Source organism: Arthrobacter sp. JCM 19049, assembly GCF_001310435.1.
Genome location: NZ_BAXF01000735.1, coordinates 1 through 863, shown reverse-complemented (window position 1 = coordinate 863; position 863 = coordinate 1). Strand labels below are relative to the sequence as shown.

Sequence of the window (863 nt, the reverse complement as noted above, 5' to 3'; positions counted from 1 at the left end):
CCAGGAAATCGCCGCCCAGCTCGGGCTGAACGAGGCGACGGTGAAAACCCACCTGTCCAACCTGCTGGCCAAGGCCGGGCTGCGCGACCGGGTCCAGGCGGTGCTCTTCGCCCACCGCGCCGGCCTCATCCAATAGTTTCATCCCTGCGCGTGAGCCGTACCGGCCAAAGCCCACCTAGGCTGGAGGCAGAACCCCCACCCCGCCCGCACGGCGCGGAACCCAGCCAAGGAGCCCACGTGCTTGAACTGCGAAACATCAGCCGGTCCTTCGCCGAGCACCAGGTGCTGCACGATGTCAGCTTCCAGGTGCCCGCCGGTTCCCTGACCGGCTTCGTCGGCGCGAACGGGGCCGGGAAGACCACCACGATGCGCATCATCATGGGGCTGCTGGCCGCCCACCACGGCACGGTCCGGCTCAACGGCGGCGATCTGGCGCAGGCACCCGCCGCGGCTTTGGCTACATGCCCGAGGAGCGCGGCCTCTACCCGAAGCAGCCGGTCATCGACCAGCTGGTCTACCTCGGCTCCCTGCACGGCCTGGCCCGCTCCACCGCCCGGCAGCGGGCCATGGAACTGCTGGAACGCTTCGGCCTGGCCGAACGGGCCAGGGCCAAGCTCGAATCCCTGTCCCTGGGCAACCAGCAGCGCGTGCAGGTCACCGCCGCGCTGCTGCACGAACCGCAGGTGCTGGTGCTCGACGAACCGTTCAGCGGCCTGGACCCGCTGGCGGTGGACGCGATGAGCTCCATCCTGCGCGACTACGCCAACCGCGGGGTGCCGATCCTGTTCTCCAGCCACCAGCTGGACCTGCTGGAAAACCTCGTCGACCACCTGGTCATCATCCAGGACGGGCGCATCCTGGCC

2 protein-coding genes and 1 pseudogene are annotated in these 863 nt (G+C 69.2%); all 3 read left to right on the top strand.

Features of this window, described 5'->3' with window-relative positions; translation table 11 throughout:
• Positions 1–136 (top strand): LuxR C-terminal-related transcriptional regulator (locus tag JCM19049_RS15870; protein WP_279403405.1); only part of this gene is annotated, 136 nt, incomplete at its 5' end.
• A gap of 14 nt (positions 137–150) precedes the next feature.
• Positions 151–647: pseudogene (locus JCM19049_RS22840) on the top strand (ABC transporter ATP-binding protein); the annotation flags it as partial.
• Positions 648–863: AAA family ATPase (locus tag JCM19049_RS22835; RefSeq protein WP_374700346.1), on the top strand; the 216-nt coding region annotated here is incomplete at its 3' end.